Raw genomic sequence first — 25,062 nt, forward strand, 5'->3', positions numbered from 1 at the left:
AGAGCTAGTAATTATGAGAACGACGAAAGGATTCACACTGAGAAGGCTCGTTAAGACAAAGGCAGTCCGACTTATTTCTATAGCGTTGATGATGGTCCTGCCGGCCTCGTTTTTCGGCGGCTGCGCAGTGGGTCAGGTCGTCCAGCCTTTTTCTCCCAAGAAAGTAACTCCTGAATCATATAATCCCGAACCCGTATGGAACGGTAACACCGATCCAACGCTACTGGCCATTCAAGGATTGAAACGCCAATCCGGGCAGGCCACTCCGCCGGGTTCCGCCACGCCAGTTTCAACGACAACCGGCGGTACATCGGGTGGAGTCACTCCGGTGCCGGGGCCGGCCCCCGGACCGACGCCGACACCGTCACGTGTCTGGTCCCCAAGCGATCCGATTTGGGGATATGTCTTGGATAGGCTGAGCGGTTTGCCGATTCCCGGCGCCGTCGTCACCCTTTACAACTCACTCGGAACAGTTATTCAGGCCTACTCCACCGGCGGTGACGGAGGTTTTTCGTTTGTCGGTCTCCCGGCTGGGTACTACAAGATTGCGGCCTTGAGCAGCAGTTATACCACAATTCCACTCTCCAGTTACAACTTCTACTACAGCGGCGCGCAAATTATTCACAACCTGGAACTCTTAAGTACGGGGATGCCCACTTTGGTGCTCTCCGACCAGCCCGATAAAGTCGGAACGTTCGGCTACGCCTATCGCACCCAGCAATATGTGGCTTCCCAACAAAAAACATACACGGGCATCTTATTCACAGCTCCGAATGGAAGCGCCATCGATTTTGGCAACCTGGCGACGGGCAATTACACCACCTATGCTGAATACTGGTTTAGCCTACCGGTGCCGTCAGTCAATGACATCGGTTACGAAGGTTATTGGATTACGACAGAGCAGTATGGGATAGTCTCCGGGGTCTGGGGCAGTCTCACACAAGACAAGGTAGAACGGCAATTTTATGATTGGAGCAACTACACGGGACAAACCTGGTTATCCATCGATCGCGACGCGGGCGGCGCTTTCTTGTCATCTACAACAGGCTACGTGCCGTTTTGGGCGATAAACCGCACGACCGGACAAGTCCTGATGCGTGTTTGCCCGAGAGACCCGTTGGTCTTCGTCGCCGCCGCTAAACTGCAGTATGACTATCATAAGATAACGGCAGCGCCCTTGGTCAATAAGGTTCAGACCTTCGGGACAACCCCTAACAACAGCACATATCTTGAGATAAACGAAAACGTCTACGTGAACGCCGCGACCAGCTCAAAGTGGCTGCCGGCAAATTCGGGCATAGCGGTCATACCCTGGGCGTCGTATGTTACCTCGATTCCGGCTTGGTATCGTTTCGATGTCAGTCCCGGACCCGGCTCTACGATAACGGTTACCGATCAAGCGGGCCATACCACACTCGCGACCGTACCTTAAACCGCTTCTCTACCCCTCGACAAGCTCGGGGAAAACTCGCTATAAGCTCGCTCGAAGATTATTTGCTAGTCTCAATCGCAGTCTATTACTAGCGTCTTTTCTTCTTTTTTTTCTTCTTGGCTTTTTGGGCCGCGGACATTTGCGGCTTGGGAGCGGTTAATTCAGCGGATTCTACGGATGTTTGGGCGGGAATCGCACCCTCACCCCAATCCTCTCCCCTCAAGGGAGAGGGAGTTTCAGCAGGTGGAGCAATAGGCGTCTTAGCTTGGGGAGCGGAGGCCAGCTTTTGACGGATCAAACGATAACGTTCTTCCGTTTCCTTCCACATCGCCAGGATGGGGCTGGCGATAAAGATTGACGAGTAAGCGCCGGACATCAGACCGACGAACATGGCGAAAGCGAAGTCCTTCAAGGTCTCCCCGCCGAACAGCAACAGTACAGTTACCGGTATCAAAGCCGTTACCGACGTATTGACGCTCCGCATCAAGACCTGGTTGATGGAGTCATTGGCCATGATCGAATATGTCCGCTTGCCGATCAGCTCCGTGTTCTCTTTAATCCTATGGAAAACAACAATAGTGTCATATAACGAAAAACCGAGGATGGTTAACAGAGCGGCCACTGTATTAGAAGTAATCTCTGTCGGAATCCAGGTCAGGCCAACTTTCGTCTCCAGCAAGCCGACGGCCGCATAAATACCGACAACAATCAGGGCGTCATGGACCAACGCGACAATCGCCGCGACAGCCATCTTAAACTCAAACCTAATACTAATATAAAGAAGCAAAACCAGAAGCGAAGCTAAAAGAGCCTTGACGGCACCTGCGCTGACCGTTTTGCCCGTCAAGAGCGATTTGATACGCACCAAGATGTTCCCGTCGGTGACTTGTTTGCCCCAAACCGGTCCAATCTCACGTGTGCTGATGTCCGCGACTTTAAATTCCTTCTTCAGAGCACTGGTGACCACGGAACGCGTATTGGCCGATAACCGCGGTGTGCGGATAAAATACTCGTTCCCGTCACCAATAGGCTGAATCGTTGCCGACCCGAGTTTGAGTTTATCCAGCACAGCCCGGACTTGCGCCACCGAAGGTGTCTTATCGAACCGTACGGTGTACTGGTTACCGCTCTGGAACTCAATGCCCCACTGCAGCCCGCCCAACAGGACGGCAATCAGCCCGACCAGGATGATTCCCCCGGAGATGCCGAACCACAACCATTTGCGGCCAATAAAGTTAATGTGGAAGCGATGATACACCTTAGCTCGCCCCCTTCATACTGGTAAACCAGCTCTTTTGCAGAGGTTTGTAGTTGAGCACATAGCCAAGCATTGGTTGTAGAAAGAAAAACGTGATGAAAAGGTCAATTACGACGCCTAGCATCAGAGTGAACGCGAAACCGCGAACCGGTCCGACCGCCAGGACATACAACACAAAAGCCGTGATAAAGGTAACGAAGTTGGCGTCGACCATCGTTAGAAAGCCGTGTTTGAAGCCGCCTTCATTGGCAACGCGGAAAGTTTTGCCATCGGCTACCTCTTCCTTGATGCGCTCAAGAATAACGATACTTGAGTCGGCGGCGACGCCGACGCTTAAGATAATGCCGGCCAAACCCGGCAAGGTCATGTTCCAATATAACCCGATAGAGTTGCCGTACGTCCCGAAGAAAGCGGCAACGCCGAAAACGACCAAGGCAAAGGCGGTTAAGGCGAGGGTGGCCAGGATGCCGAGGCCACGGTAATATATAAGAAAATATACGATAACCAGAAGGAAACCAATAATCAGCGCAGTTAAACCAGCCCTGAGCGAGTCTCTGCCGAGCGTCGCACCGACCGTCTGGACGTCGGACATCTCCAGTTTGACCGGCAAGGCGCCGGTTTGCAGAACCAGCGCCAGGGTGTTGGCTTCTTCGGTCGTAAAATTGCCCGAGATTACAGCCCGTCCGTTGTAGGTTTTTGATTGGATGACGGGTGCCGATTGGACCGAATCGTCCAGAACGATCGCCAGCTGTTTTTGATAGGTTTTGACGGCCACTTCGTCAAAAAGTTTACCGCCCTCCGCGCTGAACGTGATGTTGATTTCGGCTTTGTTGAACTGGTCGAATCCGGTCGCGGCCGAAGCCAGAGCGCTCCCTGTCATCAAGGTCGGCCCGACACGGTATTTTTCCTTTTTGTCCTTGTCGACGATAACGGATTCCTTGTCCGATGTCGGATTCTTTGTCACTTTAAGCTTGCTGCCGCCGATCGGTTCGGTCTCCAAAACTTCACGGAACTCAAGCAAAGCCGTCTTGCCGATGATGGCCAGCGCCTTGTCAGGGTCTTTGATGCCCGGCAGCTGAACCTGTATGAATGTCTGACCCTCCCGGATAATACCAGGTTCTGCAACGCCCAGCTTGTCCACGCGCTGGCGGATAATGTTCTCCGCTTGGTCCATGGACGCCGTGGTTACCGGCGCTTTGGCCGAGCCCTTGGCCTCCAGTTGTACGCTAGCGCCGCCCTGCAGGTCCAGACCTAGTTTAATAGATTTATCGACGGGATAAATAAGGTAGGCTGAAACCACTACAATTACCAGCGAGAGTATCAGAAAACCAACGTATTTTGACCTGTCTACCAAAACGCCTCTTTCTAAACTAGTACCGAACTATAAGAGTTTAACACCATTGATAACTAAACTGAAACGGGCGTTCAGAAACTCCGCCGCCCGCTGGCACATCTCCATTCTGGCCAGGAATATCTCAAAGTATTCCATTACGTCGCTAATCGTCGTGTCTATATCGAGTTCCAGGATTAGCAGCCTTTGCGCTTCGTCGACTCGCAGGAAGGACTGCTTGGCCGCGAAGTTTACGCGGTCGTGGATATCAAACGTTTCTTGATCCTGGTTGCGAACGCGCGTCACGTGGACGTCGCTCTTATCGGCGATCACGACCGCCGCGCCGATCTCGCTGGCCGTCCAGCCGGTGTCTTCCTCGTGGTTGCCGATGGCGTTCATAATCAAGGCGATCTCGCCGAAGTCCATTCCCTGGTCCCGAAGAATCCTCTCGGCCAGAACGGCGCCCATCTGCTCGTGGTCCTGGCGGCAGACGACGTTGCCGATGTCGTGCAGATACCCGGCCAGCTCTCCAATGTCCACGGTTCGCTGCGGAAAGCCCAACCTGGCCAGTATGTTCTTGCTGATGCTGGCGACCAAGCCGGCGTGCCGGAAACCATGTTCCGTATAACCGTATTTCTCCATAAAGTCGTCGGCATGGGTGACATAGAGCCTAACGTCAGAGCGTTTCTCGATATCCTTTAGCGTTATCGGATTGATTTTATTTTCCATCCCCGGCTTCTTTCTTGTCCTCGCCGGAATCCGGCTCGCGCCGCATGACAATGGCTTCCTTGGCCGCCTTGATGTCTACGCCGTCGGCGATCGTCAGGATAACCCAGTTCTCCTCGACCTCTTTAACCACGCCGAATATCCCGCCGTAGGTGACGATTTCATCGCCCGGCTGAATCGCCGCAATGACCTCGCGGCGTTCCCTCGACTGTTTCTGTTGGGGGAATATGAAAAGGGCGTAATAGATTCCTAAAGCCACGGCGAAAAAAATCAGCGGGCCTAAGATTTGCTGCATGCTTTGACGTCCTCCTTAACACGCTCAATCAATGTGAACACAAAGTATAAATTATGGCACGTCATCAGGCGAAGAGCAAGGGTCTCGCCCGTCTTGTACAGGTGTTTCACATAGGCGCGGCTGAAATTGCGGCAAGTGTAGCAGCCGCAGCCCTCGTCTAACGGACCGGCGTCGTCTGTATTCTTCGCGTTCAAGATGTTCAGCCGCCCGTCTTTGGTAAAAGCCGTGCCGTTGCGCGCGATCCGCGTCGGCATGACGCAGTCGAACATGTCCACGCCGGCGTGAATCGCTTTCTCGATCCCCTCCGGATCGCCCAGGCCCATAAGATACCTGGGCTTATCCGCCGGCAGGTGTTCGACCGCCGCGTCCAGCGCTTCCCACATCTGTTCCCGCGGCTCCCCGACGCTCAATCCCCCGATTCCGTAACCCGGAAAATCAAGATCGGTAATAGCCAACGCGCTCTCCCGCCTCAAATCCGGGAACACGCCGCCCTGGACGATGCCAAACAAGGCCTGACCTGTATCACTATCGTGCCCTGGAGTACGATAGTATTGGGTGGAGCGTTGGGCCCAATCCAGGGTGCGGGCGTTGGCGCGTTGAACGTGTTCGCGGTCGGCCGGATAAGGCGGGCACTCATCAAGAACCATGGCTATATCTGACCCGATAGCCGCTTGGATGTCGACGACATCCTCGGGCGTCAGGAAATGCTGGGAGCCGTCGATCGGGCTTCTGAATTTGACGCCATCGTCGTCAATCTTGAGGATATGACTTAAGCTGAAGACCTGATAACCGCCGCTGTCGGTCAGGATCGGACCGTCCCAGCGCATGAACTCGTGGAGCCCGCCGAACTTCTTCAATAAATCAGTGCCCGGGCGCAGGTAAAGATGATATGCGTTGGACAGAATCATCGTAGCGCCGGCTTGCTTAAGTTCGTCAGGCGTCATAGTCCGAACCGCGGCCTTGGAACCGACCGGCATGAAGACAGGTGTTTCAATCTCGCCGTGAGGCGTCGTTAAGCGGCCGATCCGGGCTTTGGTTTTTGACGACGTGGCGGTTACCTTAAAACTTATGCCCATTATTGGTTTAAACTGATGATTTCCCGCTCACCCACGGTAAACCGGCGTCCGCCAAGGTGCAGAAGAGGCAAGGCCGTCTGGAAATCCAGTTCGCCGTTTTTCCAGAACTCGTCTTTGACGACCGCGTTGACGACGCGCCCGACGACAATAGCATGATCGCCCGCGTCTTTCTCCCACTCCAACTCGCATTCGAAATAAGCGGCGCTGTCGATAACATACGGCGCCTCAACCTTCTCCGACTTACCCGGCCTGAGTCCTGTGTGTTCAAGCTCGCTCTCCCCCTTCGGCAGCGGATCGGCGCACTTCCACACCGCCGCGACCAGCCACTCCCCGGGGATGTTGATAACGAATTGTTTTGTTTCCCTGATGTTGGCCAACGTATGGCGCTTGTAAGCCGAGGCGATCGCCACCAGCGGCGGATCGACGCTTACCGGCATACAGAAGCTGAACGGCGCCGCGTTATGGTTGCCCTCTTTGTCGACCGTGGTGACCAGCACCGTCAGCCGCGGCGCCATCGCGCGATACCATTGTTTGGGTTCTAGCTTCATAACCTACCCCCTATCTCATTATCTTTTTCTGCACTATGGCCGTATTGACATGAATCTGAATCAGATCATCTAAATCGCTGGCATAGCCGCCCGCCAGCACTGTCGCGACGGAGATGCCCTTGGCCTTAGCCGTTTTGAATACCAGCTCGTCCCTCTTTTTCAAGCCCTCGATGGTCAGGCCTAAGCCTCCTATCTGGTCATACCGGTACGCGTCAGCGCCAGCGACGTAGAAGATCAGGTCCGGGTAGAACCTGGCCAGCGCCCCGTTTAGGCCCGTTTCCAGCTCTTCCAGATAGACCGCGTCACCTGTCTCGTCCGGCAGGCCGATGTCAATGTCGCTGGGCGGCCTGAGCGCCGGATAATTGTGTTCCTGATGAATGGAGAAGGTAAAGACGTCGGACTCATCGGCGAAGATGCCGGCCGTGCCGTTGGCTTGATGAACGTCGCAGTCGATTACCATGGCGTACCGGATGGTCTTCTCGGCAATCAGCTTGCGGATGGCGACGGCGTGGTCGTTGATAACGCAAAATCCCTCGCCGTGGTCGGGAAAAGCGTGATGAAAGCCCCCACCCAGGTGATAACAGGCGCCTGTCTCCAAAGCCAGACGGGCGGCCATTATGCTGCCTCCGGCCCAGAGCCAGGCCGCGGCGACCAGCGCCGGCGAATACTTTATTTCCAGCGCATATAGCTCCTGAGCGGTTAGCGTCCCGGTTTTCAGCTTGTCAACATAGACGGGGTTGTGCGCCAGTAGGATATCGGCGTCGCCGGCCGGCTCCGGCTCAAGAAAGTCGGATTCCGAGAATTCCCTTAAGGCTATGAGTTTCTCTTTAGTGAGCCTGTATTTGGCCATCACAAAAACGTGATGACCGACGTCAACTTCGTACTTAGGCGAGTAGATTATTTTCACAGTCGACTCCTACCGGACAGGTCCCGCACTTGGCCTTGATGAGGTCGGCCGGGCAGTGTCTCTTGCCCAACTCCACCAATAACGCATGATATTCCTTGTATAGTTCGACGTCCACGGGCAGATTACGCTCGAAAAACTTCTGCAGTTCATGATAACCGTCGAGTTTCGTTAAACCGACGCGTCCGACGATGCGCTTGGTATAGGCATCGATGACAAAGACAGCCCGGCCGCCGGCGTATAAAATGATTGAATCCGCCGTCTCCGGGCCGATTCCCGGACGTTACAAAAGCTGATGCCTGAGCGTCAAAGTCGGCGACTTAAACATCTTATCCAAATCGCCGTCCCATGTCTCCATCAGCCAGACGGCCAAGCCCTTTATCCGGCCGGCCTTTTGGCGAAAGTATCCCGCCGGCTTAATCAGCTCAGCTAACGCCGCCTCGTCCGCCCCGGCCATTTCCGCGGGTTCCAGCAAGCCTGAGCGCTTTAACGCCGCGATCGCCTTCTCAACGTTCGTCCAAGCGGTATTCTGGGTGAGGATGGCGCCGGTTATTGTCTCAAAAGCGCCGTCACCCGGCCACCAACCCTGCTGCCCGAAGCTATCCAGCAGACGGGTGTACAAATCGATGACCAGAAAGGGACCTTTGCCCCTCGGTTTAATGCGGCATTGTCGGGCCATTTACCAGTCAACCTCTAGCTTAACGCGGGGATCGGCTCCCGGATCTTCGTCCGCCTTACGCCTGGACGTATACCAGACATAGCCCTTTTGCACCCCGTGCAGATAGACGCCTTTGGTAAGTTCGACGTCGTGCCGGTTGTACTCCTTGACCTCGTCTTTTTTTCCTTCCCGCCAGAGCCTGGGCATATCGCCTCCATACCCGCTTTTGGCAAAGCCGATATTGTTCCGGGTCAGGTTGTTCAGGCTGACCATTTCTTGCGTCCGACAATAAATATAGGCCCACGTGTCCAGGGTTTTCGGGACGAGTTTGGGGAGCAGCCGCTTGTCGTCGTAAGGCGTCAGCACCGGATAGTCGAAACGCAGAAGGTTGTGCCCGACAATGAGGTCCAGGCCGGACAGGACGTCGATCAAGTCGGAGGCGTCTTCTTCCTCGTAGAAGCAGCAGGGCTGGTCGTCGACGATTAGACCGGCGACCGACAACCTCAATTTCTCCAGCCCGCCGCGGCCGCCGACGTCGGCGAACAGATTTTGGGTTTCGATGTCAAAAAAGCCGGTGCTCAAAGTATCACCATCGTGTCGCCGAAGCTATAGAAACGGTACCTTTCGGCGACCGCTTCCTTGTATGCTTTCATTATAAGCTCGCGTCCGGCGAAGGCACAAACCAGCATAAGCAAGGTCGACCGCGGCAGGTGAAAGTTTGTGACCAGAGAGTCTACCGCTCTGAATTTATATCCGGGATAGATGAACAAGTCGGTCGCTCCGGCCCCGGCTCGAACCGTCCCGTCGGCCTTGGCCATAGATTCCAACACCCGGGCTGAAGTCGTCCCGACCGCGAAAACACGCCCGCCGGCGCAACGGCATCGGTTAATAACCCCGGCCGCGGCGGCCGGCAGCTCAAAGGCCTCGCTGTGCATAATATGGTCCTCAACCTTGTTCATCCTGACCGGTTGAAATGTGCCGGGGCCGACGGTTAGATCGACCGCCGCTAGCTCAACGCCTGCTTGTCTGATTCTTTCCAGAAGTTGCGGCGTAAAATGCAGGCCCGCTGTCGGCGCCGCGACGCTTGTCTCCCTGGCGGAATAAACGGTTTGATATCTTTCGGAGTCGGACAGGGGTTGGTGGATATACGGCGGCAACGGCACCATTCCGACCTGCTTGATGACATCCAGCGCGTCGCCGGTGAATTCCAGACGCACGCTGCGGCGGCCTTCAGGCAAAACGCCCTCGATGACAGCCGTTAACACCGGCGGGTCGAACTCTACGCGCGCGCCCGGCTGCAGCCGTCGTCCCGGTTTGACCATAGCCTCCCATGTCCCGTCAGGTAAAGGCGCGATGAGCAGGATTTCAACGGCTCCTCCCGAAACTGCCCTGTGACCGAGCAGCCGGGCCGGCATAACCCGGGTTTCGTTGACGACTAAACAGTCTCCGGATTCAAGATAGTCCGGCAGGTCGTGGAAGACATGATGCGTGATCTCGCCGCTCAAGCGGTCAACCACAAGTAAACGGGAAGAATCGCGCGGCTCAACCGGTTCCTGGGCGATCAGTTCCGGCGGCAGAGAATATTCAAAATCGGCGGTTCTCATCCCCCGGCGAACCTTTCCTCTTCGGAATAAATGCAGCCGCAGTATTTCTGACTGTACAGTCCCATCGTTCTCGCTCTGCGGCGCCCTTCCCGGAAACCATCCCGCCAGTCTTCGTAGAAAAAGGCGACGCCGGTTTCGGCAGCCGCCGCTTCCCCAGCCTCTTTTAACTCCTCATGCCTTTGATATGGGCTGACCAACAGACTGGTCGAGAAGGCGTCATAGCCGCCCTGAGCGGCGGTCTCGGCCGTTTTCCCAAGCCGCATCCGGTAGCAGACGGCACAACGGTTTTCTTCCGCGAAAATCGTCTGGCGCAGGTAATTCTTATAGTCGTAGTCTTCCTCAACGGCTGTCAGCCCGGCCCGGCCGCAATACTCCCGAAACGCCTGGTTACGGCGGGCAAATTCTGAATATGGGTGGATGTTGGGATTGTAGAAGAAAGCGGTCAACTTGTGGCCCTGTTCCCGAAGCGTCTCGGCCGGATAGATCAAACACGGTCCACAGCATGCGTGCATTAATATCTTCAAAACAGTTTGGCCTCATCAGACATGGTCAATCCGAAATGCTCGTAAGCCCGTTCGGTCGCCACGCGACCCCGCTGAGTGCGTTTAAGCAGGCCGAGCTGCAAAAGGTAGGGCTCGTAGACTTCCTCGATCGTCTGGGGCTCCTCTCCGACGGCGTCGGCCAGGGTGTTTAAGCCGACCGGGCTACCCTTGAATTTATCTATAAGCGCCTTCAGAATCCTGATATCAAGCTTATCCAGCCCTAACTTATCGACCTCAAAGAAAGACAACGCTTTGGCGGCCAGCTCGCCTGTTATCGTCCCGTCCCCTTTGACCTGGGCATAGTCGCGCACCCGTTTGAGCAAGCGGTTCGCTATCCTGGGCGTGCCGCGTCCGCGGCCGGCGATTTCCGCCGCTCCGGCTTCGTCGATAGCCACATCAAGGATGCGGGCCGCCCGTTTGACGATTGCTTTTAAATCTTCGGGGCCATAATAGTCAAGACGAGCCGTCATGCCAAAACGGTCTCTCAAGGGGCTGGTGATCAAACCGGTCCTCGTTGTCGCTCCGACCAGGGTAAATCTAGGGACGTCCAGTCTAAGCGAACGGGCGCTTGGCCCCTTGCCGACGACGATGTCGATCTTGAAATCCTCCATCGCCGGATAAAGGACCTCCTCTATCTGACGGTTTAAACGGTGAATCTCGTCAATGAACAGGACATCGCCCGGTTCCAGGTTGCTAAGGATCGCGGCCACGTCACCCGCCCGCTCCATAGCCGGACCCGAGGTGCTCCTTAAGGCAACCTCCAGTTCAGCGGCGATAATGCCGGCCAGAGTGGTTTTACCCAAGCCCGGCGGACCGCACAACAGAACGTGGTCCAACGGCTCCCCGCGGTTCTTGGCTGCTTCGATCAGGACGCCTAAATGGTCTTTTGTCTTCGCCTGTCCGATAAACTCGGTCATCCTGCGAGGACGCAGGGTAATGTCTAGTTCTATTTCTTCCGGTATTTCCTCCGGATTTAATATCCTATCTTCTAAATCTGGCATTTTCTCTTCACTCGTCACTAATCACTCTTCACTATACTTGGGACAGGTTCTTCAAAGCGTACTTTAACACGCTTTCCAAAGCCGGGGATTCTTCCTCGGGATAGCCTTCCAATGCGCGGCCCGCTTCCGCCGCGGAGTATCCCAAACCGACCAGGGCCTCTTTGGCTTCAACGAACGCGGCCAGAGCGCCGGGCGCCGCGGCGGCGGGCAGACCGGCTTCTTCCGCCGGCACCAGCTTCTCTTGCAGCTCGAGCACCAACCGCTTGGCGCCCTTTTGTCCGACGCCGGGAATAGTCGTCAAGGCTTTGACGTCGCTGCCGGCCAGGACCTTTACCAAAGCGGCCGGCGGAAACACGCTTAGGATAGACAACGCCAGTTTAGGCCCGAACCCGCTGACACAGATAAGCTTTAGAAACAGGTCCTTTTCCTCGTCGCTGGAGAAGCCGAAAAGCTGCATCGTGTCTTCTCTGACATGAAGATAGGTGTGAAGGCTTGTCGTTTGGCCCGTTTCCGGCAGACCGGCCAGTGTATTCAAAGAAACGAAAGCCTCGTAGCCGACACCGCCGACATCAAGAATTATTCGATCGGGTTCTTTTTTGACAATAGTGCCGGTGAGGGAGGCGATCATTGGACCGCCCTTTCGATTTTTCCTGTCAAGCGACGGCTAAACGAATGGCAGATCGCCACGGCGAGCGCGTCCGAAATGTCGTCGTGCCCCTTCAGTTCTTTAAGATTCAGCAGCGTTATTACCATAGCCTTGACCTGCTGTTTGTCGGCCGCGCCATATCCGCTGACGGCTTGCTTGACCTGAACCGGAGTATACTCGGCCGTGGCGAGTCCGCTGAGGGCCGCGGCCAGCAAGATAACGCCTCTGGCTTGCCCGACGGCCATGGCGGTCCGAGAATTGTTGCCGTAGAAAAGCTGTTCCACCGCTATCGCTTGCGGCTTATGTTGTGTCAGAAGGTTAGAGAGACGATTATAGATGGCTGTTAAGCGATCGGCGTCGGATGTGCCGGGCGGCGTTTCAATCAGGCCGCATTCCACCAACGACAGAGAACTGCCATTCTCACTGATGATGCCGTAGCCGCATCTCGCTGTGCCGGGATCTATGCCCAGTATGACCATCCGTTCCCCCGTTTCCTGCGGATTCGTATTCGTTACAGGCTCTTGGCGACGGTTTCGAGGATATCGTCGGGGATATCGAAATTCGCGTAGGCGTCCTGGACGTCGTCTTGTTCGTTAAGCGCGTCCATCAGCCTGAGAACCTTTCGCGCGCCGGCTTCGTCCAGCTTGACCGTTGTGGCCGGAAACATGGTAACCTCGGCCGACTCCACGGCCATGCCTTTGCCTTCCAAATAGCTCTTGACCTCAGTGAAAGAAGCCGGATCAGTAAGGATTTCGAAGTGGTCGTTGCCCGCCGTAACGTCTTCAGCGCCGCCCTCGATGGCCGCGTCCATGATTTCTTCCTCGGTCCGGCCGGCCGATTTCTGCACGAGAATCACGCCCTTCTTGTGAAACATCCAGTTGACGCAGCCCTGCTCGCCCAAGCTCCCGCCCGACTTACTGAAGATGTTGCGGATATCGGAGGCCGTGCGGTTACGGTTGTCGGTCAGAACTTCGACCATCACGGCAACACCGTTAGGACCATAGCCCTCATAGACAATATCCTCGTAACTGGCGCCCTCGAGCTCGCCGGTGCCCCGCTTGATGGCGCGATCAATGTTCTCGGCCGGCATGCTGTTCTCTTTCGCCTTATCAATAGCCTGGACCAGCGCGGCATTATTCTTGGGGTCGCCGCCGCCGTTCTTGGCCGCCACGGTGATGGCGCGAACAAGCTTGCTGAACAGCGCGCCTCGCTTCGCGTCGGTCGCGCCCTTTTTGTGTTTGATGGATGCCCATTTGCTATGGCCGGACATAAAACCTCCAGCGTTGCGGTTAGTCGTTAGTTGTTAGTAATTAGTCTAATTAAGAACCGCCAGCTTAAAACCACACTAACCACCAACTGCTAACCACTATTCTTTATCATGTCGATGAAGTATTCGTGGATTCGCGTGTCTTCCGTCAGCTCCGGATGGAACGCGGTCACCAGAATGTTTTGCTCCTCGGCCATGACTATTCTACCATCATATTCAGCCAAAACCGTAACCTTGGGACCTGCTTCCTCGATCCACGGCGCTCTGATAAAAACGCCGGTGAAGGGCTTGTCGAATCCGGCGATTTCCAGGGGGGCTTCAAAGCTTTCCTGCTGACGTCCGAAGGCGTTGCGCCGGGCTTCTATGTCCATAAGTTCCAGCCAGGGCGGCGTCCCTTCATAAACACGTTTCGCTACGATTATAAGACCGGCGCAGGTGCCGTAGACGGGTTTGCCCTGGCGGGCGAAATCCTTGACGGCCTCGATAAAACCATACTTGACCATAAGCTTGCCGATTGTGGTGCTTTCTCCGCCCGGGATGATAAGTCCGTCAAGAACCTCGAGTTGTCCCGTCCGCTTAACCGGGACGGGTTTGGCGCCAGCCTTAGAGAGACAGGCGGCGTGTTCCCTCACGGCTCCCTGGAGGGCGAGAACGCCGATTGACGGGCCGCTAGGCACTCGGCCTCCTTACCGGCCGCGTGTCTGCAACAGGTCTTTTTCCTCGATGTCAGCGATATTCAGTCCTCGCATGGGGTCGCCGATGCCCTTTGACACCTTGACAAGCAGCGCGGGGTCGTTGTAGTGAGTCGTCGCCTCGACGATAGCCTTGGCCATCGCTGACGGATTGTCGGACTTAAAAATCCCTGAGCCGACAAATACACCGTCCACGCCAAGCAACATCATAAGCGACGCGTCGGCCGGAGTCGAGATACCGCCCGCGGCAAAATTGACGACCGGCAGTTTGCCCGATTTTGCGACCTCCCTGACCAGCTCGTAGGGCGCCTGAATCTCTTTCGCCGCGCTCATCAGCTCCTCGTCGCCTAACACCGTCAGCATCTTTATTTCGTTGGTTATCGTCCGCATGTGCCGTACCGCCTCGACAACGTTGCCCGTACCGGCTTCACCCTTGGTCCGGATCATCGCCGCGCCTTCGCCGATACGGCGGAGCGCCTCGCCCAGGTTTCTGGCGCCGCAGACGAAAGGCACCTTAAAATCCCACTTGTTGATATGATTGTCCTCGTCGGCCGGCGTAAGAACTTCGCTTTCGTCGACGTAATCCACGCCCAAAGACTCTAAAATGCGGGCTTCCGCGAAATGCCCGATCCTGGCCTTGGCCATTACGGGGATGGTGACGGCTTTCATAATATTTTCGATGATCGCCGGATCGGCCATTCTGGCCACGCCTCCAGACGCCCGGATGTCGGACGGCACCCGTTCCAACGCCATAACTGATACCGCTCCGGCGTCTTCGGCGATTTTTGCCTGCTCAACATTGGTGACGTCCATAATAACGCCGCCTTTTAACATCTCGGCTAAGCCGGTTTTTACCCTTAGTGTTCCTTCTTTCGCCATGATAGAACGACCTCCAAACACGGGTTTCCGCGGTTTTGATAACTGTGATTATAGCACATCAAGGCAGGAGCGTTTCTCCCGCGGTTAGAGTAATATCCCAGCTTGAGGGTATGATTTCCAGCCAAATCTGGCCGCGGTTAAACTCAATCGGGCGGCCCTCGGCGTCCAGGAACATTGTCCGCCCCGAAGTCGAGGATTTCGTCCACCTTCCTTCAACGGCGACACCGTCCCTAAAAACGACCGCTTTCCCCTCGCCGACAAGCTCCATGCTGTCCGTGCCTCCCAAACCGTACTCCTCGCCGTCGTCGGACGAATAATAATTTACATACATGACGACGACATTTTTCGGCCCGAGTTGTCTGCCGCTGACCGCGTCCGTGAAAGGTTCGCCGGCGACGAATCTGAGATAATTGTTGGTCACGTAATCGTAATCGTATCGGGTGTCGCAGTCGGCTCCATAGGGAATCTCAACAGATACAGTCATCCCGGCCTGCCCTTTCTTGGCCGGCTTATCAGCTTTGAAAGCCCAGCTGTCAAGCGCGGCAACCTTCTCCAGCTCTTCCGCCTGCGCCGCTTTATGCAGCCGCGTCGTCGTAGTGTAAACGTTATGCGGCGCATACTTATCATCGTTTCGCCAGTAAGCGTCGCCGAAAGAAAATTCGTCTAGATCGGCGATCGCGCCGTCTTTGTCACGGACCCAGGCGTCGCTGCCGCCGACGTGCGCGAACAGCGCGTCATATTCGTGAATAAAGATTATGTCCTGCTGGCGGGCGCTTCTGACAGGGCCGATCTCATCGGCGTCCCGACAGAGGTAAACAACCGCAAACCGGGTTATGCCCCCCTCCGCCATCGACTCGATAACAATGTCTGCTTGTTCCAGTCCGGACTGCGGTCTGGCTTCCAATAAGTTTTCGACCTTAACGATCAGTGGCCGGCGGTTGATCAATTTCTCATCCTTGACGACCGAACCGTCTAAAGGACAGGTGGCCAGGCGGCCCGGGACTTTAACGGGATTCAAAGCGGACAGATTTAGCCAATCCTGCAGAATTTTGCCGTCGAAGAAGTAGAAATAAACCGCCGCACCGGCAATTGCCAGCAATAGAAACAAGCTTGTCAGGGCGATGATTAGACGTTTTTTCCTGGATGCGCCGCGTTTCTCGGGCGCGCCGTCGGATGCTATCCGCGTCCGCCGGCCGGACTTTGAGCGTCTGCGTTTTCCTGTCACTCCCGTCTACCTCGCGCTCTTCTCCAGGACTTCGGCGTATACTTCCCAGTAACATTCGGCCATTCTCTCGGGGCAGAATTCACGCTCAACGTGCTCGCGGCAGGCTTTAGGCGAAATCGTATCCACCTTTTTAACGGCTTCAGCCATCTCTTCCGCGTTATCGACGATGAATCCGGTCTTACCGTCAACGATGACTTCCGGCACCGAGCCGTGCCTGAACGCGATAACCGGCGTTCCGCAGACCATCGCCTCTATCATCACCAGGCCGAACGGTTCTTCCCACCGGATCGGGAATAGGAACGCTTTGGCCTTGCTGAACAGCTCGAGCTTCCGCTCCTGGCTGATCTGGCCCTCAAAGACGATCTGCTCGCCATCGATCTCGGGCTTGACCTTTGCGTTAAAGAATTCTTCGCCCTTTGGGTCCAGCTTGCCGGCGATTATGAGTTTCATACCAAGTTGCTTGGCCACTTTGATGGCTGTATCGTGCCCTTTGACCTCCCATAAATTGCCAAGTGACAACAGAAAGTCCTCTTTCTTATCAGAAAACGGATACTTCGCCAGGTCGATGGCGTTATAGACGGTCCGAGTGAAATTAAGGCCGGGGATTTCGCGCTTCTGCGCGTCGCTGATCGGCGTATAGAACTGATTGTCCTTATTCTGCTCAAAGAATACCGGATTCTCGGGCACAAAATAATTGTTGTGCAGCGTCGTCACGACCGGTTTGTCGACTAACCTGGCCATAGCGATGCCGGCTGACCCGGCGTGGTCGTGGATAACGTCGAACTCGTCGGCTTGACTGTAAGCCCAGGCCACGTGGGTTTCAGGGAAACTCGCGGATCCGGAGGAAAAGCCGACCGCCTTCGGATAAATCCAGCGGAGCTTGGCATCGGTAATCGCGTCACCGGTTGCGAACAGGGTTACGTCTTTGCCTTGCCGAACCAATTCCCCGACGGTTAAGTTGACAACAACCTCGATTCCTCCGTACTGCTCCGGAGGGACGCGCACCCAAACCGGCGCGACAACCGCGATCTTCAAATATTTGTCCCCTTTCGCTAAAGATCCGGTATCTGACCTGCCCATAAGAAAAGAGCGGGAGTTGATTTATTATAACACTCCCGCTCTTTTCTTGGAACTCCGGGCCTGTTCGCCCGGGTGTCTTACGGCACGACCCTTTTTACGCTGTGCTTACGGTGTTACAGGGGCGTTGTTCGGGGGCAACTCTTCAGAGCCGCTACCGTATGACTGGTTGCCCGGATAGACCGGACACTGGCCCTTTCCCTGACCTGGGCCATTCTTGTACTGGCCGCCGCCGCGGTTTATCATACCCGGCCCGTTGCCCTTCCGGCCGTATTCCTGGGCGTAATAGCCGCGGCTCATCATTCCCTGGCGCCCGTCGCCGCGCGACGTAAAACGTCCGGCTAAGAAGCCGGTGCCGAACGCCGCAATCAAGATGCTAAAACCGACGAATAAAGCTATCAAACAAATTACTACCTTGGCGGCGATGTGCGCGCAAAAATACGGATGGCCACTCAACGGAACTTCAGGTGTCGCTTCAACCGTTGGCGCTTCCTTTTTTGCTGGCATATCCCCTCCTTCATGAATTTCTTACTCTACATGTCCAATTATCGGACCCCTTTGTTAAGAAGTTATGAATATGGCGTTGGCTTTTGGTGCCGGTTTTCATACAATAGTGTTTATCCGCGTTTACCCCTTTAAGGAGGTCTTTCATGAAGGATCACGCAACTAACGCGATCAGGAACATCGCCCTCGTCGGCCACGGTGCGGCCGGTAAAACCACCCTGATGGAAGCCATGCTTTTCGACGCCAAAGCCATAACCAGGATGGGGTCGATCGAGAACGGAACGACTGTTTCCGACTTCGAACCGGAGGAGATTAAAAAACAATTCTCGATCTCCGCGGCCATAGCGCCGTGTGAACATGGCGACGTTAAAATCAATATCATCGATACGCCCGGGTACGCCGATTTTATCGGCGAGGTTATCGGCTCTCTGCGGGCGGTCGACAACGCTTGTTTCGTAATCGAGGCGGTCCATGGCCAGGGCGTCCAGACCGAGCACGTCGCCGAACTGGTCAAGAAGGAAGGTTTGCCTTCGCTTGTCGCCATTAACGGTATGGACAGGGAGAACGCCGATTTCTTCGCCCGCCTGGAAGAGATCAAACGCTCGCTTTTCAAGGACGCGACTCCGTTGAGTCTGCCGATCGGCAGCCAGGCGGAGTTCAAGGGAGTTGTGGACTTGATCAAGATGAAGGCGATTATGAAAGACGGGTCGGAGAGCGAGATACCCGATGATATGAAGGGACAAGCCGACGAGTATCATGAAAAAATGGTCGAACTAACCGTCGAAGTCGACGATAAGCTGCTGGAAACATACCTGGAAGAGGGCGAAGTCGATGAAGCACAGTTACGCCAGACGCTAAGACAGAGTATCGGCATGGGCCATTTAGTGCCGGTTGTGGCTACCTCGGCGTCTGCCAATATCGGAGTGGCCACGCTTCTCGACGTGATTTCAACGGCCATGGCGTCTCCGGAAGACAGACCGGCCGTTATGGGAATCAATCCCAAGACCAAGGACGAGGTGAGCCTGGAAGCAAGTATGTCCGGCCCGCTCGCGGTGCTTGTTTTCAAGACCGTCAGTGATCCTTACGTCGGCAAGCTCGATTTCGCCAGAGTCTTCTCGGGCGTCCTAAAAGCGGACTCTCAGATTTACAACTCAACACGGAGCAAAAAAGAAAAGGTCGGGCACATCCTCCAGGTAAAAGGGAAAACGCAGGAGGACATTAAGAGCGTCGTCGCCGGCGACATCGCGGCGCTGCCAAAGCTGGAAGGCACTTTTACCGGGGACACGTTGTGCGAGGAAAGCAAGCCGGTGACGCTGCCCGCCATCGACTTTCCGCAGCCGGTCTTTCCGATGGCCATCTTCCCAAAGACACGCGGCGAGGAAGACAAGCTGGCCACCGCCCTTCATAAGATGCTTGACGAGGACCCGACCTTCAAAATCTCACGCGACGCCAGCACCGGGCAAAGCCTCGCCTCGGCCTTAGGCGATATGCAATTGGAAATAATCGTCGACAAATTGAAGCGTAAGTTCGGCGTGGAAGCGAAGCTGGAACTGCCGCGGGTCCCCTATAAGGAGACTATTGCCTCCGCCAGCAAGGCGCAGGGTAAATATAAGAAACAGACGGGCGGCCACGGCCAATACGGCGATGTGTGGCTGGAAGTCGAACCCTTGCCGCACGGTTCCGGTTTCGAGTTCGTCGATAAGATCTTCGGCGGCTCAATCCCTAAAAACTATGTCCCGGCCGTCGAGAAAGGCGTCAAAGAGGCAATGGCCCAGGGCATCGTCGCCGGCTATCCGGTTGTTGACATAAAGGTAACCGTCTACGACGGCTCGTTCCACCCGGTTGATTCCTCGGATATGTCGTTTAAGATCGCGGCGGCTATGGCTTTTCGCAAGTGTATGGAAACCGCCCAGCCTGCCTTGCTCGAACCGATCGCCGACCTGGAAGTCGTCGTGCCGGAGGGCTACACTGGCGACGTGATCGGCGACCTTAACGCCAAGCGCGGCCGAATTCTGGGGATGGAGCCGTCGGACAAGAAACAGGTAGTGCGGGCAACCGTTCCGCTGGCCGAAATGAGAAGATACGCATCCGAACTGCGCTCGATAACCCACGGCCAAGGCGTCTATCATCTGGCTGTGTCTAACTACGAACAAGTACCGCCGAATGTAACGGAGAAGGTCGTCAAGGAAGCGCAGGCGGAGAAGAACGACTAATTAGAGATGCCGGTTGGCGGCGGCCAGGAACCAGACTTTATAACCCTGGCCGATCTGTTGCGCCTCCGCCATTTCCTGCAGCGCGGTAAGCTGCGCGGACGCCCTTTCGGTTGCCTGTTTTAGACATAAGGCGTCCGCCCGGGCGCCGGACATAAAAATCGCTGTTTGCTCGTATGCCTTGGCGGTATCCCCCGCTTTGCTTATAAAGCGTTTTAGGTCCGCGGTGTCTTTCGAATATATGCCGACGTTGGTTAGCTCCAGCTCTCCCACCTGCAGCCAGTCGATGCTGTCCGCCAATGACGTTTTGGCGTCGGCGATCGCGGCTTGCAAAGCAGCATAGTCGGCCGCTTTTAGGGCGGCGTCCGCTCTGGCAACGGCTGTTACGATCTCGCCGTCGGATTTGACGACGACCGCCAGGTGGCCCCAGATATAGTTGTCGCTTTTCAGCTCCTTTAGCGCTGAGCGCGCGGCCGTGACTTGCCGAGAGGTGGCCGCGTTTTCCTTTGCGGACACTTCAAGATCGTTTATCCGGCTAGCCGGTAAGTATGATTTTTGCGCTTCTGCCAGTCTCCGGCGCGCCGCCTGAAGGTCTTTCAATGCTTTCGCCAGCGTCTTATCAGCCGAATCGATATCCTTGGCGACGGCAGCGGCGGCAGGGTCACGATAATTATCTACCTTGTACTGGCGGTTAGCGGCCAAGTCGGCGGCTATGCGGTTCAGCTCCGCCGTCTCGTCGAAAGCCAGGTTCCGCCATCCTTCAGGCAAGGCCGCCGTTGTCTTAAGCGCGGTCTCCGCTTCGGACCGGGCCTTCTTGGCATGCGCTAAAGCCGCGATTGCCTGATTCGTCCGTTTCGTCATCGCCGGCCCGTAGAAGAAGTTCCAGGCGAATACACCGGCGATCAGTAAAATGGACGCGGCCAATGCGCAGACATAGATAACTGTTATTTTTTTCACGCCGGTTCCCCTTGAGCCAGCCTCTTTAAAGCCCGTCCGAGCTTTATAAAGTCGTGCCTCAACGGTTCCTTGTCGTCGACCAAATCGGCGATTATCACATCAAGCCCCATGGCCCGGGCCGCGTCAGCGTCGAAATCGACTGCCTCCGCGATCTCGCCCTCGGACGTGGCTATGCTGTCAGGTATTCGCCCGCCTTGAGCCAATACGGTGTCTATGAGCTCCGGAGGCGCGTGTTTGCCCAGAGCCTCCAGATAGTCGACTCCCGTCATAGCGAAGGTTTCCTGGCGCATATTCATGATGTTAAGGACAAAAACCTTCCTGGCTTGTGACTTAGCAATGGCCTCGGCGACACTGTGAATCAGAAGATTCGGGATGATGCTGGTAAACAGGCTGCCGGGCCCTATCACGATCAGATCGGCTTGATTGATGGCTTGAATCGCCGGCGGATAAGCCGCGGCGTCGCGAGGCTCCAAATGAATGCGCCGGATCTGTTCGGTCCTGGCGATACGGGCTTGGCCGGCCAGGATGGAACCGCCGCCCAAATCGGCGAACAGGTTTACGTCGTCCAGGGTTGACGGCAAAACACGCCCTTTGATATCCAGCATGGTAGACAGCGCCTCGATAGCTTCTACGAAACCGCCTTTATAGTCGGCCAAACCAGCGATAATAAGATTGCCTAGACAGTGTTCAGCCAGCGTCCAGCCCGTCGGAAAACGATACTGAAGTATCTCTACCAGCTCAGATTTTTCAGTCGGGGCCAGGGCGACCAGACAGTTTCTAACATCGCCTGGAGGAAGCATCCCCAGCTCTTGTCGCAACTTTCCTGAACTGCCGCCGTCGTCCGCCATTGTGACAATGGCGGTGATTTCACCGACCCAGTCCTTTATAGCCTTGAGAACAATCGGAAGACCTGTCCCCCCGCCGACTGCGACAGCTTTGATACCTAAAGTCGCCGAATTCACTTAGACGTCTCCCCAGGCATCGATAAGTCCCTGCCGACATCACGATGTCTTAAGTTCACGTTATAGTCCTTGGATTTTAGAAAGGTGTAGATCTCCTCCGCCAGCACTACAGACCGGTGCCGGCCGCCGGTGCAGCCGAACGCGACAGTAAAATGGGTTTTACCCTCCCGCGCGTAATTCGGCAAGAGAAACGATAGCATGCTCTCGGACTTCTTGATGAATTTATCTGTTACCGGCCGGTCGAGGACATACCGTTTGACCTTTTTGTTCTCCCCGGTTAGTTTGCGAAGCGCGTCGACGTAGTAAGGGTTTGGCAGAAACCTGACGTCGATAACGATATCCGCGTCCATCGGCAGGCCAAACTTGTACCCAAACGACATCACGGTGATAGCCAGACCGGCGCTGAAACTTCCTGGCCGGAAACGCGTCATGACTTTTTGTTTAAGTTCCAACGCCGACAGCCCGGTCGTATCGAGGACCACATTGGACGCTTCTTTAATATCGGCCAACAGGTCGCGTTCCCTATTCACGCCCTCGACAATCTCACCGCCTTTGGCCAGTGGATGACGCCGGCGCGTCGCTTTATAACGTTTCACGAGAGTCGCGTTGGCCGCTTCCAGAAACACGATGCGGTACTCGATCTGCTGCGTTTTCAACTCGCGCAACGCCTCCCACAAGGCGTCGAAAAACTTGCCGCCGCGGACATCGATTACCAAGGCAACCTTCGACTTCGGCGTCCCGGGAAGCGCGACCATCTCGGCGATCTTTGGAATAAGCGCGGGGGGCAGATTGTCGATACAAAAATAGCCTAAGTCCTCGAAGCTATGGAGAGCTTCCGACTTGCCCGCTCCGGAGAGTCCCGTTATGATGACGAATTCGACTTTTTCATCCGGTTTGTTTACCATGCTCTATCCTTCCCCTGAGCGGCCCTCTCCTTATTCAATAGCTCCCTTTTACCGTCGGTTCCGCCGCGGAAGCCGCCGATTGTTCCGTCGCTCTTGACGACGCGATGGCATGGCACTTCCGGCGCGAATGGATTCTTGTGCAGCGCGTTACCAACAGCTCGCGCCGCTTTCGGCCGGCCGATCTCGCGAGCCACCCAGGCGTAACTCCGTATTTCGCCCTCCGGTATGCGTCTGACGGCGTCATATACCAGCATCTCAAACTCCGTCGGTTTTCTCATAGTCTTATGATAGCAGACAGGGATGACTGTTAATGGAGAGCGCGGTATATCGTTTCCGCCAGGATTTTTGAAATCCCCTGAACTTGTGCCAGTTCTTCTTCGCTTGCCTCCATAACACCGCCCGGACTGCCAAAATGTTTGATCAAAGCCTTCTTTTTAGCCTCACCGACTCCCGGAATAGTATCGAAAGACGAGGCCAGCATAGCCTTTACGCGTAGGCTCCGGTGATAAGTCACGGCAAAACGATGGGCTTCGTCGCGCAGATATCGGATTACATTCAGGGAGGCCGAATTACGGGACAAGCGGAGCGGTTCGTCCCGGTCCGACATAAAGATCTCCTCTTCCCGTTTGGCTAGAGCAAACGTCGGAATATCCCGCAGTTTTAGCGCGTCTTCGGCGATTAGAGCCGCGGTCAATTGGGGCTTCCCCCCGTCCAAGACCAGCAGGTCCGGCCGAGCCGCGAATTTGTTTCCGGGTTCGTCGACGCCGATGTGCTTAAGCCGGCGCTTCAATACCTCGACCATTGAGGCGAAATCGTCCTGTCCAGAAACCAATTTGACGCGGAACCGCCGGTACTCCGATTTCCTGGGTTTACCGTTCTCGAAGACAACCATACTGGCAACGGTCTCGGCTCCTTGTAGGGTCGAGATATCAAAACACTCTATCCGGAAAGGCATAGAGGCCAGAGCAAGATCCTTTTTCAACTCGCCGAGCAGCCAGGTGGCCCGCTCTTCCCCGCCCCGGCCGCGGACCCGGTACAGCTCGAAAGCGTACTTAGCGTTGGTCATGGCCATCTCGACAAGTTTTTTCTTCTCGCCCCGGACCGGCGCCAAAATAGCTACTTTCCGGCCGCGCTTGGCGGACAACCAAGCCGCCACCACGTCCTGCTCCGCGATGGCTTCGGGCAGGAGTATCTCAACCGGAATCGACTTTGCTTCTGAATAGAACCGCTCGACAACGGCCCCCAGAATGTCCTCGTCCACTTGTTCCTGGTCTAACGCGTACCCGCGGCTGCCGATGAGCTTGCCGCCCCGGATAAACAGAATCCTCGCGTAGACAGCCCCGTCGCCAGAGGTAATCCCGATAACGTCACGGTCGTACTTGTCCCGGCTGACGACCTTTTGCCCTTCCATGAGGTATTCGATGGCCTCTATCTTGTCCCTGACGGCCGCGGCCTTCTCGTACTCCTGAGCGGCGGAAGCCACCGACATCTTAGACCTAAGGTCTTTGAGCACACCGGGGTTTCTTCCTTCCAGAAAAGAAATCACTTTCTTGATGACCTGACCATACTCGGCGGCGTCCATGGGGACCGAACCCGGCGTCAAAGCCCATTTGACGTGGTAATCTAAAAAAGGCCGTGATTTGCCGGCCGGGCGCTGCCGGGCATAAGTGCGAATCGGATAAAGCGATCTTAGGATATCCAGCGTCGTCCGCAAGGCTCGGACATTCGTGTACGGCCCGTAATATAACGTGCCCCGTCGGTGAAGCTCTCTGGTCACAAAGACGCGAGGGTACTCCTCCTCGACCGTAACGGCTAAATACGGATAACTCTTATCGTCGCGCAAATCGCTGTTGAAAGGCGGGTTATGCTTCTTAATGAGAGTCTTTTCCAGAATGAGCGCCTCCACTTCCGTAGTTGTCACGACGATGTCGAAAGAGACGATTTTGTCCATCATCAGTTCGATCTTCGGGCGATCGTGATGGGCTTTTTGCCAATACGAGGCGACTCGTTTGCGCAACTGTCTAGCCTTGCCGACGTACAACACCCGGCCGGTCTTATCCTTAAACAGGTAGCAGCCCGGCGCCATGGGCAGGTTCTTCAATTCTTCCCGATAAGTGTTGTTGGTCCTCAAGCCGGCTCTTTTCCCTTGATCTCGATAGTTTTGTTTCGGGATGAATGCCCGCGGAGAATAGATATCATGGACGGAGCGACTCCAAAGTGTTTCGCCAGAAGTTTGACGACCGCCTTATTGGCTTTACCTTCTTCCGGGGCAACGGTCACGTAAACGCGAAAGACACCGTCTTTCTCGACCACTTTTCCGGCGGCGGCTTTGGGTGTGACCTTGACGTCGATAATCAACGTTTG

The 25,062-nt window shown here is 55.6% G+C and carries 28 protein-coding genes; 2 read left to right on the forward strand and 26 right to left on the reverse strand.

Annotated elements, in window-relative coordinates; all coding sequences use genetic code 11:
* Nucleotides 1-13: 13 nt before the first annotated feature.
* The gene (locus WC891_00640) at nucleotides 14-1,432 is read left to right on the forward strand and encodes a carboxypeptidase-like regulatory domain-containing protein (GenBank protein MFA5866461.1); all 1,419 of its coding nucleotides are present in this window, start codon (nucleotides 14-16) and stop codon (nucleotides 1,430-1,432) included.
* An 88-nt stretch (nucleotides 1,433-1,520) separates the two neighbouring features.
* Here the strand turns inward: WC891_00640 and secF are convergent, their stop codons facing one another.
* From secF to WC891_00740, 20 genes are all read right to left on the reverse strand, one after another.
* Nucleotides 1,521-2,690, reverse strand: a complete 1,170-nt coding sequence (gene secF, locus WC891_00645) for a protein translocase subunit SecF (protein MFA5866462.1) — start codon at nucleotides 2,688-2,690, stop codon at nucleotides 1,521-1,523.
* 1 nt (nucleotide 2,691) lies between these two features.
* Complete coding sequence (gene secD, locus WC891_00650) at nucleotides 2,692-4,044, reverse strand: protein translocase subunit SecD (GenBank protein ID MFA5866463.1); 1,353 nt, start codon at nucleotides 4,042-4,044, stop codon at nucleotides 2,692-2,694.
* A gap of 27 nt (nucleotides 4,045-4,071) precedes the next feature.
* Complete coding sequence (locus WC891_00655; protein ID MFA5866464.1) at nucleotides 4,072-4,749, reverse strand: HD domain-containing protein; 678 nt, start codon at nucleotides 4,747-4,749, stop codon at nucleotides 4,072-4,074.
* Nucleotides 4,739-5,041 (reverse strand): preprotein translocase subunit YajC, encoded by a 303-nt coding sequence (gene yajC / locus WC891_00660; GenBank protein ID MFA5866465.1) that lies wholly within the window; start codon nucleotides 5,039-5,041, stop codon nucleotides 4,739-4,741. The genes WC891_00655 and yajC overlap by 11 nt, the downstream gene beginning before the upstream one ends.
* The gene (gene tgt / locus WC891_00665) at nucleotides 5,026-6,117 is read right to left on the reverse strand and encodes a tRNA guanosine(34) transglycosylase Tgt (GenBank protein MFA5866466.1); all 1,092 of its coding nucleotides are present in this window, start codon (nucleotides 6,115-6,117) and stop codon (nucleotides 5,026-5,028) included. The genes yajC and tgt overlap by 16 nt, the downstream gene beginning before the upstream one ends.
* Nucleotides 6,117-6,665 carry a flavin reductase family protein gene (locus WC891_00670; protein MFA5866467.1) on the reverse strand — a complete coding sequence of 183 codons (549 nt, stop codon included), beginning with the start codon at nucleotides 6,663-6,665 and terminating at the stop codon, nucleotides 6,117-6,119. Before WC891_00670 ends, tgt begins: the two co-directional genes overlap by 1 nt.
* Nucleotides 6,666-6,675: 10 nt before the next feature.
* Nucleotides 6,676-7,572: a histone deacetylase gene (locus WC891_00675; GenBank protein ID MFA5866468.1), complete on the reverse strand. Its 897-nt coding sequence runs from the start codon at nucleotides 7,570-7,572 to the stop codon at nucleotides 6,676-6,678.
* 280 nt (nucleotides 7,573-7,852) lie between these two features.
* A complete protein-coding gene (locus tag WC891_00680) occupies nucleotides 7,853-8,248 on the reverse strand; it encodes a hypothetical protein (protein ID MFA5866469.1) in 396 nt (131 codons plus the stop codon).
* Complete coding sequence (locus WC891_00685) at nucleotides 8,249-8,809, reverse strand: hypothetical protein (protein MFA5866470.1); 561 nt, start codon at nucleotides 8,807-8,809, stop codon at nucleotides 8,249-8,251.
* Nucleotides 8,806-9,831, reverse strand: coding sequence for a tRNA preQ1(34) S-adenosylmethionine ribosyltransferase-isomerase QueA (gene queA / locus WC891_00690; GenBank protein ID MFA5866471.1), 1,026 nt, complete (start codon nucleotides 9,829-9,831; stop codon nucleotides 8,806-8,808). Before queA ends, WC891_00685 begins: the two co-directional genes overlap by 4 nt.
* Nucleotides 9,828-10,355 carry an epoxyqueuosine reductase QueH gene (locus tag WC891_00695; protein MFA5866472.1) on the reverse strand — a complete coding sequence of 176 codons (528 nt, stop codon included), beginning with the start codon at nucleotides 10,353-10,355 and terminating at the stop codon, nucleotides 9,828-9,830. Before WC891_00695 ends, queA begins: the two co-directional genes overlap by 4 nt.
* On the reverse strand, nucleotides 10,352-11,374 hold the full coding sequence (gene ruvB / locus WC891_00700; protein MFA5866473.1) for a Holliday junction branch migration DNA helicase RuvB: 1,023 nt from the start codon (nucleotides 11,372-11,374) through the stop codon (nucleotides 10,352-10,354). Before ruvB ends, WC891_00695 begins: the two co-directional genes overlap by 4 nt.
* 31 nt (nucleotides 11,375-11,405) lie before the next feature.
* On the reverse strand, nucleotides 11,406-12,002 hold the full coding sequence (gene ruvA, locus WC891_00705; protein ID MFA5866474.1) for a Holliday junction branch migration protein RuvA: 597 nt from the start codon (nucleotides 12,000-12,002) through the stop codon (nucleotides 11,406-11,408).
* A complete protein-coding gene (gene ruvC, locus WC891_00710; GenBank protein MFA5866475.1) occupies nucleotides 11,999-12,499 on the reverse strand; it encodes a crossover junction endodeoxyribonuclease RuvC in 501 nt (166 codons plus the stop codon). The genes ruvA and ruvC overlap by 4 nt, the downstream gene beginning before the upstream one ends.
* Nucleotides 12,500-12,531: 32 nt before the next feature.
* Nucleotides 12,532-13,290, reverse strand: coding sequence for a YebC/PmpR family DNA-binding transcriptional regulator (locus WC891_00715; GenBank protein MFA5866476.1), 759 nt, complete (start codon nucleotides 13,288-13,290; stop codon nucleotides 12,532-12,534).
* A gap of 89 nt (nucleotides 13,291-13,379) precedes the next feature.
* Complete coding sequence (gene pdxT, locus WC891_00720) at nucleotides 13,380-13,964, reverse strand: pyridoxal 5'-phosphate synthase glutaminase subunit PdxT (GenBank protein ID MFA5866477.1); 585 nt, start codon at nucleotides 13,962-13,964, stop codon at nucleotides 13,380-13,382.
* 9 nt (nucleotides 13,965-13,973) lie between these two features.
* A complete protein-coding gene (pdxS, locus tag WC891_00725) occupies nucleotides 13,974-14,858 on the reverse strand; it encodes a pyridoxal 5'-phosphate synthase lyase subunit PdxS (GenBank protein ID MFA5866478.1) in 885 nt (294 codons plus the stop codon).
* A gap of 58 nt (nucleotides 14,859-14,916) precedes the next feature.
* Nucleotides 14,917-16,083, reverse strand: coding sequence for a DUF3048 domain-containing protein (locus WC891_00730; GenBank protein MFA5866479.1), 1,167 nt, complete (start codon nucleotides 16,081-16,083; stop codon nucleotides 14,917-14,919).
* Nucleotides 16,084-16,089: 6 nt separating this feature from the next.
* Complete coding sequence (locus WC891_00735; GenBank protein MFA5866480.1) at nucleotides 16,090-17,118, reverse strand: glycosyltransferase family 4 protein; 1,029 nt, start codon at nucleotides 17,116-17,118, stop codon at nucleotides 16,090-16,092.
* A 150-nt stretch (nucleotides 17,119-17,268) separates the two neighbouring features.
* On the reverse strand, nucleotides 17,269-17,667 hold the full coding sequence (locus WC891_00740; GenBank protein MFA5866481.1) for a hypothetical protein: 399 nt from the start codon (nucleotides 17,665-17,667) through the stop codon (nucleotides 17,269-17,271).
* Between the two features lie 143 nt (nucleotides 17,668-17,810).
* Between WC891_00740 and fusA the strand changes: the two genes are divergently transcribed.
* Nucleotides 17,811-19,877 carry an elongation factor G gene (gene fusA, locus WC891_00745; GenBank protein ID MFA5866482.1) on the forward strand — a complete coding sequence of 689 codons (2,067 nt, stop codon included), beginning with the start codon at nucleotides 17,811-17,813 and terminating at the stop codon, nucleotides 19,875-19,877.
* Here fusA and WC891_00750 read toward each other — a convergent pair whose 3' ends face one another.
* From WC891_00750 to WC891_00775, 6 genes are read right to left on the reverse strand one after another with little or no spacing between them, the layout of a single operon-like run.
* Complete coding sequence (locus tag WC891_00750) at nucleotides 19,878-20,831, reverse strand: hypothetical protein (GenBank protein ID MFA5866483.1); 954 nt, start codon at nucleotides 20,829-20,831, stop codon at nucleotides 19,878-19,880.
* Nucleotides 20,828-21,793, reverse strand: a complete 966-nt coding sequence (locus WC891_00755) for a gluconeogenesis factor YvcK family protein (protein MFA5866484.1) — start codon at nucleotides 21,791-21,793, stop codon at nucleotides 20,828-20,830. Before WC891_00755 ends, WC891_00750 begins: the two co-directional genes overlap by 4 nt.
* On the reverse strand, nucleotides 21,790-22,698 hold the full coding sequence (rapZ, locus tag WC891_00760) for an RNase adapter RapZ (protein ID MFA5866485.1): 909 nt from the start codon (nucleotides 22,696-22,698) through the stop codon (nucleotides 21,790-21,792). The genes WC891_00755 and rapZ overlap by 4 nt, the downstream gene beginning before the upstream one ends.
* A complete protein-coding gene (locus tag WC891_00765; protein MFA5866486.1) occupies nucleotides 22,692-22,976 on the reverse strand; it encodes an MGMT family protein in 285 nt (94 codons plus the stop codon). Before WC891_00765 ends, rapZ begins: the two co-directional genes overlap by 7 nt.
* 29 nt (nucleotides 22,977-23,005) lie before the next feature.
* Nucleotides 23,006-24,829, reverse strand: a complete 1,824-nt coding sequence (gene uvrC, locus WC891_00770) for an excinuclease ABC subunit UvrC (GenBank protein ID MFA5866487.1) — start codon at nucleotides 24,827-24,829, stop codon at nucleotides 23,006-23,008.
* On the reverse strand, nucleotides 24,826-25,056 hold the full coding sequence (locus tag WC891_00775) for a DUF167 domain-containing protein (GenBank protein MFA5866488.1): 231 nt from the start codon (nucleotides 25,054-25,056) through the stop codon (nucleotides 24,826-24,828). Before WC891_00775 ends, uvrC begins: the two co-directional genes overlap by 4 nt.
* Nucleotides 25,057-25,062 lie beyond the last annotated feature (6 nt).

The organism is Actinomycetota bacterium (genome assembly GCA_041658625.1).
Classification (GTDB): Bacteria; Actinomycetota; JAHEXW01; order JAHEXW01; family JAHEXW01; genus JBAZZW01.